Source organism: Leuconostoc gelidum subsp. gelidum KCTC 3527 (assembly GCF_000166715.1).
GTDB classification, from domain to species: Bacteria; Bacillota; Bacilli; order Lactobacillales; family Lactobacillaceae; genus Leuconostoc; species Leuconostoc gelidum.
Window position 1 is genome coordinate 1 of the sequence record NZ_AEMI01000009.1, and the last position, 9,272, is coordinate 9,272.

6 protein-coding genes are annotated in these 9,272 nt (G+C 37.2%); all 6 read left to right on the forward strand.

Annotation, left to right across the window (positions count from 1 at the left end):
• On the forward strand, window positions 1–1,006 hold a 1,006-nt coding region (locus EUI_RS0102365), incomplete at its 5' end, for a LacI family DNA-binding transcriptional regulator (RefSeq protein ID WP_010015798.1).
• Window positions 1,007–1,213: 207 nt separating this feature from the next.
• On the forward strand, window positions 1,214–2,404 hold the full coding sequence (locus EUI_RS0102370; RefSeq protein ID WP_010015800.1) for a galactokinase: 1,191 nt from the start codon (window positions 1,214–1,216) through the stop codon (window positions 2,402–2,404).
• On the forward strand, window positions 2,404–3,909 hold the full coding sequence (gene galT, locus EUI_RS0102375; RefSeq protein WP_010015801.1) for a UDP-glucose--hexose-1-phosphate uridylyltransferase: 1,506 nt from the start codon (window positions 2,404–2,406) through the stop codon (window positions 3,907–3,909). The genes EUI_RS0102370 and galT overlap by 1 nt, the downstream gene beginning before the upstream one ends.
• A gap of 109 nt (window positions 3,910–4,018) precedes the next feature.
• The gene (locus tag EUI_RS0102380; RefSeq protein ID WP_010015802.1) at window positions 4,019–5,056 is read left to right on the forward strand and encodes a galactose-1-epimerase; all 1,038 of its coding nucleotides are present in this window, start codon (window positions 4,019–4,021) and stop codon (window positions 5,054–5,056) included.
• A 30-nt stretch (window positions 5,057–5,086) separates the two neighbouring features.
• Window positions 5,087–8,185 (forward strand): beta-galactosidase, encoded by a 3,099-nt coding sequence (locus EUI_RS0102385; RefSeq protein ID WP_010015803.1) that lies wholly within the window; start codon window positions 5,087–5,089, stop codon window positions 8,183–8,185.
• Window positions 8,186–8,214: 29 nt separating this feature from the next.
• Window positions 8,215–9,219, forward strand: coding sequence for an aldo/keto reductase (locus EUI_RS0102390; RefSeq protein WP_010015804.1), 1,005 nt, complete (start codon window positions 8,215–8,217; stop codon window positions 9,217–9,219).
• The last annotated feature ends 53 nt before the right edge of the window (window positions 9,220–9,272 follow it).

A 9,272-nucleotide genomic window follows, 5' to 3' on the forward strand; every position in this document is an offset into this window, starting at 1 on the left:
GACAATTAAACAAATAGCGACAGCAACAGGGGTGTCCTCTAGTACTGTATCACGTGTTCTGAATAGCGATATGACTTTGTCAGTATCTGATGACACGCGCCAAAATATCATTGATGCTGCTAAACGATTGAATTATGTTAAAAAATCTAAAAAAAATGAAAAGCAAAAAGTGATTCATATTTGTGTGCTCACCGTATTTTCAGAATCTCGCGAGGCGCGTGATACGTATTGGCGACAAATTTATATGGGTATTGAAAAAGCAGCCTATCAAAGTGGTGTTTTAATTGATGAAATAATTAGAATTGATCAAGGCGTGGATGCGATGCTCTTGGGAAGTTTTGATGCTGTTATTATTTTAGGAAACATTTCAGAAGAGGCGATTACTAAAATTCGAGAGATCAATCATAATATAGTTTTAGTTGATTCAACGGTTCATTATAATGATGTGACTGCAGTTAATCCAGAATTAAGTCAAATGACATATCGTATTTTAGATGAATTGTATCGCAATGGTCGACGGCATATTGGATTTATTGGTGGAGACAATGATGTCTTAGATTTAGATGGCACCTCAAAATCAAAAATAAGTGATACGCGATTTGATTCGTACCGTGAATGGATGAGCTTACATCAATTGCAACCACAATCATATATTGGTGATTGGCGTCCAGAGACAGGAAGTCAAGGCACGATTAAATTATTGGCTGAAGGGAATATTATTGATGCGCTAGTTGTAGCATCTGATCCAATTGCCATTGGAGCTATCAGTATCTTGAAAAATTACGGTTTGGAACCAGGTAAAGATATTGATATTGTGAGTTTTGATAATTTAGATATTGTTGCTTATATCGTACCGTCATTAACTACTGTTGAATTAAATCCTTTAGCACTTGGGAAAACTGCTTTGGCACAGGCTATAGAATTGAGCTCAGCGGAACATGATTGGACCAATTGGACGACAATTCCAAGTTCATTGAAGTACAGAGAAACTTTTAAAGCAAAGTAAGCGTTTACATTATAGTAAATAAATGGTAGAATTTGTTTGTATTTTAGTAAAATATATCCAAAAATCAAATTACTTAGCACAATTAATTTGATATGGTGATGTTTACCGTCTTATATGTCCGTCTAATGAAAGTGAACGGCTTGATAACTGGTGAGTACAGCTACAACAGAAGCAATGCTAGTAAAGTAGAAAAAGAGGAATTGATAGATGACTAATGTTTATGAGAAATTATCGCAAATTTTTGTTGACAAGTTTAATCATACGCCAAGTGATAAGTTTTTTTCACCGGGGAGAATTAACTTAATTGGTGAACATACCGATTATAATGGTGGCCATGTATTTCCGGCATCAATTACATTAGGAACATATGGTGTGGCTTCAGCGCGTTCTGATAAACAAGTCAAACTTTATTCGACAAACTTTGTTGAACAAGGCGTGATTAGTTTTGACATTGATGACGAAACAAAAATTCCAAGTGCGTCGTGGGGAAATTTTGTAAAAGGTGTATTACAGGCTATGAAAGGTTATGGTAATCATTTTACTTATGGCTTTGAATTAGTCATTGAAGGTGATATTCCAAATGGTTCAGGTCTATCTTCTTCTTCTTCATTGGAACTATTAATTGGGGTTATGGCGCAAAAACTGTATAATCTTAAAATTCCAAGATTACAATTGGTTGCTTGTGGTCAACGTGCTGAAAATGATTTTGTGGGTGTCAATACTGGTATTATGGATCAATTTGCTATTGGTTTTGGTGAAAAAGAACATGCCATTTATCTAGACACAAATACCATGATTTATGAAATGGTACCAATTCATTTAGGCGAGTATGTAGTCGTTATTATGAATACAAATAAGCGTCGTGAATTGGCAGAATCTAAATATAACGAACGTGTACGTGAGACACAAGAAGCTGTTTATCAGTTGCAAAATCATCTAAATATTCAGTTTTTAGGCGAACTAGATACCCCAACTTTTGAAAAATATGCTCATTTTATAACAGATGAAACTGTCGTTAAGCGTGCACGACACGCAGTTTATGAAAATGAACGAACAGAGGCAGCGGTTAAAGCATTGAAGGCAAATGATTTGACGGCCTTTGGCCAGTTAATGAATGCTTCTCATAAGTCTTTGAAGGATGATTATGAAGTGACTGGCATTGAGCTTGATACACTTGCTGAAACAGCACAAGATATTAGCGGAGTGCTTGGTGCACGTATGACGGGTGCTGGATTTGGTGGCTGTGCAATAGCGTTAGTCCATCACGATTCAGTTGATACGTTGGAAAAAATAGTTGGCGAAAAATATGAATCAGTTATGGGTTATGCGCCATCATTTTATGTCGCAAATATTGGGGAAGGTGCCCACTGGGTGGGCGCCATACAGGGGGATAAGTAATGAATATCAGTGCGTTAGTAAATATATTTGCTAAACGTGTCATTGCAGCCACAGATTACCTCGATGATGATAAAGTCTATTTGATTAATCAAATTCTCGGCATTGTTGGTGAATCAACTTATACGGTGTCTCATGATGACAGTGATGTGGAAAATTTATCGACTTTAGACATATTAGATAAGTTAATTATGTTATCTAAAAATAATGGCACACTGGACAATCGACAGATGAACGAAGATATGTTGGGCGCACAATTGATGAATTTATTTGTGCCAAGACCGTCACAAGTGAATAAATCATTTTGGACATATTATCAGACATCACCTGAATCTGCGACTAACTATTTATTTGAATTGTCAAAGCGCAGCAATTATATTAAAACGCGTGAAATTAGTCAAAACATGTCGTTTCCAACACCAACAAACTATGGCGAGTTACAAATAACGATTAACTTATCTAAGCCAGAAAAAGATCCTAAAGCCATTGCAGCAGCTGCAGCAATGAGTCATAAAAACAATCAGCAATTGCAGTACCCAGCCTCCCAATTGGCACGCGAAAATGAAGGCTATTGGGGTCGTTTAGATTATGCAGCACGGACGAATCATCGGGTGATTCCTCTAACATTAGGCGGTGAAACTTGGTATTTTCAATATTCGCCTTATGCCTATTTTAATGAACATGCGATTGTCTTGTCGCAAACGATTCGACCCATGCATATTGATGAAGAAAACATGGCGCGCCTATTAGAATTTGTAACGCAATTTCCGGATTATTTTATAGGATCAAATGCTGATTTACCAATCGTTGGCGGATCAATTTTATCACATGATCATTTTCAAGCGGGGCGGTACGAATTGCCAATGGCTAAAGCAGCTATTAAACAGAAAATTCATATCGCAGATGTGACACTTGATGAAGCAGGTGTATTGAATTGGCCCATGACAGCGATTCGTTTGATTGATAAAAATAAAAATAAGTTATTAAAAGCTGCCATGCATGTGATTAAAATATGGCATGTTTACGATGATGAATCTCTGTCAATTAAAAGTTATGATGAAGATGGCACGCCGCATCATACAGTGACGCCAATTGTGCGTTATCGTCATGACAGGTATGAAATTGATTTAGTTTTGCGTGACAATAATATTTCAGATACTTTTCCTGATGGTATTTTCCATCCGCATCCTGATGTTCAACATATCAAAAAAGAGAACATTGGTTTAATTGAGGTGATGGGATTGGCTATTTTACCACCACGATTAAAAAAAGAATTAGCCGAAGTAGAAGATTTTCTACTTGAAAAAGTTGATCATGTGGCATCAAACCACCAAGCATGGGCAGACGAATTGCTGGCATCACACGAGGTGAACGCTGAAAACGTTGAAAATATTGTGCAACAAAGTGTTGGTCAAATATTCAAGCGGGTATTAGAAGATGCCGGTGTTTTCAAATCTAATGATACCGGTCAGCAAGGATTACAGAGATTTATTCATGAAATAGAATGAAGTCATTAATTATTTGAAGCAATTAGTGGTTTATGATCCTATAACTTGTATGTAGTTATTAAGTAGAATTATTAAGTTATTCCAGTCATTTGAAAAAGGAGATATGAATATGAATATTATTAAAAGTGCGTTTGGCGAACATGCCAAACTTTTTACAATGATTAATGATAATGGCGTGCAGCTGGCTGTGACAGATTTTGGTGCACGTATTGTGCATTTGAATGTGCCAATCAACAATGAGCGAAGGGAATTAATTTTAGGATTTGATTCAGCTGAGGAATATATCGCCAAAGATCATTATATTGGTGCAACGATTGGTAGAGTTGCCGGTCGTATTGCCAACGGTTCGTTTCAACTTAATCAGACAAACTATCAAGTTGTAAAAAATGAAAATGATAACACGCTGCATGGTGGACCAGATAGTTTCGAAATGGCATACTGGCAGAGTGAAACGAATATAAGTGACAATAAAGTATCAACATCATTTACGCATACTAGTCCTAATCAGAATAATGGATTTCCGGGAAATTTGACTGTCAAAGTGACTTACACGCTTGATAATGATAATGTTTGGCAAGTAAGTTATGAAGCAAATAGTGATGCTATGACACTATTTAATCCAACAAATCATGTTTATTTCAACTTGACAGGGCATCCTGATAAGAGTGTTGCTGATCATATGTTGTCTATTGATGCAGATCACTTTGCACCTCTTGATGACCAGAACTTAACAACTGGGGAACAACGTGATGTGTCACAGACGGCTTTCGATTTTAGAAAAGCAAAGAAAGTTAATGAAGCACTGATTTCTGTCGATTCTCAGAACCAATTAGTTGGTGGCCTTGATCATCCATTTTTGTTGAACCAAGTAACTGACTCTGACATCCCTCAGGCTCGTCTGGTATCGCCAGATCAAAAAGTAGCTATTAATATGCGAACAACAGCGCCATCAGTGGTTGTCTTTACAGCTAACTTTGGGGATGACTACCAGTTGCCTATGCGTCAAGAACATTTGATTAATCATGGTGGTATAACACTTGAGACACAAGTAGCACCAGGTGCAGAAAAGTACCCAGCGTTTGGTAATATTGTTCTACCTGCAAATGAAGTTTATCAGGCAACAACGCGTTTTGACATTGATATCTGAGTAATATTGCATCCAATATGAGGAGTGAAAATGACAACTATTGAAAATGTTTTGTATCGTCGCGATTGGGAAAATCCAGCTGTTACTAATTGGCATCGTTTGCCTATGCATACAGATATGTCCTATGGATTGAATCTAGCATTACAGGAGGCGGATGAGTCGCAACAGCAATCTTTAAATGGTAACTGGCAGTTTAGTTACTTTTCAAATCAATCGTTTGTGGATGAAGCATGGCGAACAAATGATTTACCACAAGCAAATTCAATTCAAGTACCTGGAAATTGGCAGTTACAAGGAAATTACGATGTCCCAGTATACACTAACGTTGATTATCCATTTACAGTCAATCCACCATATGTGCCTGAGGATAATCCTATGGGCGGTTATTCAAAAAAATTTGAAGTTCCTGATAGTTGGTTTGAAACTGATCATGAAGTTCATATTGTTTTGAACGGTGTGAGTTCGGCGTTTTACCTTTGGTTAAACGGTGAATGGATTGGTTACTCAGAAGATAGCCGTTTACCAGCAGAATTTGATTTGACTGATAAATTAATTCATGGGCAAAACCGTTTGGCAGTATTGGTGTTAAAATGGAGTAAGGCAAGTTACTTTGAAGATCAAGATATGTGGCGTATGTCTGGCATTTTTCGTGATGTTGATTTAATAAAGGTACCTAAAGTCAGATTTAAAAATTTTACGATTCAGACACAGTTAGATGATGATTTAGATAGTGCTGTTGTTGAAACAAAGGCAGAAGTGTTAACAAGTGGTCGAAATGACTTAAAGGTGACCACTAATTTGTATTGGCAAGCAAAAAAAATTGACACAACAACCAGTAATTTAGGTAGTCAATTGATTGATGAACGTGGGGCCAATGACTCTGAGGCAACTTTAAAATTATCTGTGGAAAACCCTAAACTTTGGTCAGCTGAAATTCCTAATCTCTATACAGTGCAAATTATTCTACATGATGATAAACAAATTTATCAAGTCGAAAATAAAGCAATAGGTATCCGAAAAGTTCAAATCAAAGATGGTTTATTGATGTTAAACAATCAACCATTGATGATTCGTGGTGTTAATAAGCATGAATTCACTGCAGATAAGGGATATTATGTTGACGAAGATACGATGATTTCTGATATTCGTATGATGAAAGAACATAATTTTAATGCTGTGCGGCTGTCGCATTATCCGAATGCTTCACGATGGTATGAATTATGTGATCAATACGGCTTGTATTTAGTGGATGAAACTAATATTGAAACTCATGGTGTCACACCAATGAACCGTTTAACAAATGATTCACAGTATTTGCCGTTGATGATGACACGCGTAACACGTATGGTACAACGTGATTTTAATCATGCGTCTATCATTATTTGGTCATTAGGCAATGAATCAGGCTATGGTCATAATCATGATGCCATGTATAGTTGGGTGAAGCAAACCGATCCTTCCAGACCTGTTCAGTATGAGGGTGGTGGTGCAGATACACCAGCAACAGATATTATCGTGCCAATGTATGCTCGTGTCGATCAAGATCAAATCGAACCTGTTAATTCTAAATGGTCTATAAAAAAATGGATCAGTTTGCCAGGAGAAACGAGACCACTGATACTATGTGAATATGCCCACAGTATGGGGAATAGTTTAGGCGGATTTAATAAATATTGGCAAGCCTTTGAACAATTTCCTAAATTACAGGGTGGCTTTATTTGGGATTGGGTTGACCAGGGCTTGCTGAAAAAAACAGCTAATGGTGAAACTAGTTATGCCTATGGTGGTGATTTTGGTGACTATCCAAATGATCGACAATTTAGTTTAGATGGTTTATTATTCCCAGATCGCACACCAAAACCTGCATTGTTAGAAGCGGCCCATTGTCAGCAATATTTTAGTTTTCAACTCAATAAAACATCACTTGGTGAGATAAACGCATTGACAGTGACGAGCAAACATTTATTTAAAACCGTTAATGATGCCATACTTATCTGTGACTGGATAAATGGGGATGATGTGATTAAAACGCAACGTGTGGACTTGAATTTACCTGCTGGTGGTAATCAAATTATTGTATTAGATGTACCAGAGTTTAATGATGATGATGTTTTTTTGAATGTCAAAATTTTACAGCGTGAAAATGATGGCATCATTCGTGCGAAAACACGATTGGCTTACCATCAATTCATCATTCAAAATCAAGTACCACAATCCTTAAAAACTGTCACTCTGGGATTAAATAACGCTAAGTTTATTGCTTCAGAAAATGATGAAGCAATTGTTATTGTTGCCAATGATAATCAGTTCACATTTAATCGCGTCAATGGTTTGTTAACAAGTTGGCAATTTGAAAACAAAGAAAACTTATTAACACCGCTCAAAGATCAATTTAGCCGTGCGCCGTTGGACAATGACATTGGGGTGAGTGAAGCGACAAAAATTGATCCAAATGCCTGGAAGGAAAGATGGCAAGCAACCGGTATGAATGACTTAGTTAGTCAGTTAACACATTTCGACTATCAAAGTGTTGGTCAAAATATTGAAGTTGAGACACAACATCAATTTTTCTCACCAATTGATCAACACCTGATGTTCACTTCAAATAAGCACTATCAAATTACATCAACAGGCGCATTAGCAATTTCTGTTGATATTTGGCGACAGATTGCAGATCCTGAGCCTGCTCGTATAGGCTTAACTGTGCAACTTAATACATTACCAAAAACTGTTGATTATGATGGACTAGGTCCGATGGAAAACTATCGTGATCGTCGAAGTGCAAGCATCATGGGACGTTGGTCAATGCCACTTTCAGATTTGTATACACCTTATATTTTCCCAAGCGAGAATGGCTTGCGAACACAAGTTAAAAGATTGACGTTTGATCATCATGTATTGGAATCAAATCAACAAGAATTTGCATTTAATATGAGCCGATATAGTCCCGATCAACTGGCAAGCGCAACGCATCGCCATTTACTAAAACCAGAAAAAGGTGTCTGGCTCAATATTGATGGTTTTCATATGGGTATTGGTGGTGACGATTCTTGGTCACCAAGTGTTGCACCCGAATTTTTGTTATCTGATACACATTATCATTATCAATTAACATGGCATTGTGAGTAACTATGAAAATAAACTTATAAAGGAGTATTATGTATAACGCAAATAAAAATCGCTATGAAGACATGATTTATAATCGTGTCGGAAAAAGTGGCCTTAAAATTTCTGCGCTGGGACTGGGATTTTGGCACAATTTTGGTAGTGTTGATCCTTATGAAAATCAAAAAGCTATTGTGCACCAAGCATTTGATTTAGGCATAACTTATTTTGATTTGGCAAATAACTATGGTCCTATTCCTGGAAGCGCCGAAGAAAACTTTGGGCGAATGATGTCTCAAGATATGAAACCCTATCGCGATGAAATGGTGATTACTAGTAAAGCTGGCTATGACATGTGGAATGGCCCTTACGGTAGCTGGGGATCGCGCAAAAGCATCATTGCAAGTGCTGATCAAAGTTTGACACGACTAGGTCTAGATTATGTTGATATTTTTTACTCTCATCGACCAGATCCAGAAACACCCGCTGAAGAGACCGCACTGGCTTTAGACCAGTTAGTCCGTGAGGGTAAGACGTTATATGTTGGTATCTCTAACTATGATGGTGCGCAAACAACAGAAATAGCTAAAATATTTAAAACGTTGCGTACACCATTTATTATTCATCAACCGAGATATAGTATGTTTGACCGCCACATAGAGCGTGACCTCTTACCTGTTTTAAAGCAAGAAGGTAAATCTGCAGTCGTATTTAGTCCTTTAGCACAGGGATTACTGACTGATCGCTACCTTAATGGTATTCCTGCAGATTCCAGAGCAGCGAAATCATCTAGTCCGTTTTTAAAGGTCGGACAAGTTGAAAAAACATTAGATACGGTTAAAAAACTTAATGAGGTAGCTATACATCGTGGACAAACGCTTGCTGAGATGGCGTTGGCTTGGGATTTACGTCAACCCGAAATTGCTAGTGTTATAGTAGGCGCGAGCCGTCCTGAACAATTAATAGACAATGTCAAAGCGCTAAAAACACTTAATTTTAGTGATGCAGACGAAAAAGCCATTGATGCTATATTGATTGCACACGAAAAAAACGATTAGAACAACCATAAAAAGACACTAAGAAAGTTAGTTTTTATCTAACTTTCTTAGTG

Excerpts from the sequence above, each read along its gene's own strand:
- EUI_RS0102370 (WP_010015800.1), top strand. The coding sequence starts at position 1,214 with ATGACTAATGTTTATGAGAAATTATCGCAAATTTTTGTTGACAAGTTT.
- galT (WP_010015801.1), top strand. The coding sequence starts at position 2,404 with ATGAATATCAGTGCGTTAGTAAATATATTTGCTAAACGTGTCATTGCA.
- EUI_RS0102380 (WP_010015802.1), top strand. The coding sequence starts at position 4,019 with ATGAATATTATTAAAAGTGCGTTTGGCGAACATGCCAAACTTTTTACA.
- EUI_RS0102385 (WP_010015803.1), top strand. The coding sequence starts at position 5,087 with ATGACAACTATTGAAAATGTTTTGTATCGTCGCGATTGGGAAAATCCA.
- EUI_RS0102390 (WP_010015804.1), top strand. The coding sequence starts at position 8,215 with ATGTATAACGCAAATAAAAATCGCTATGAAGACATGATTTATAATCGT.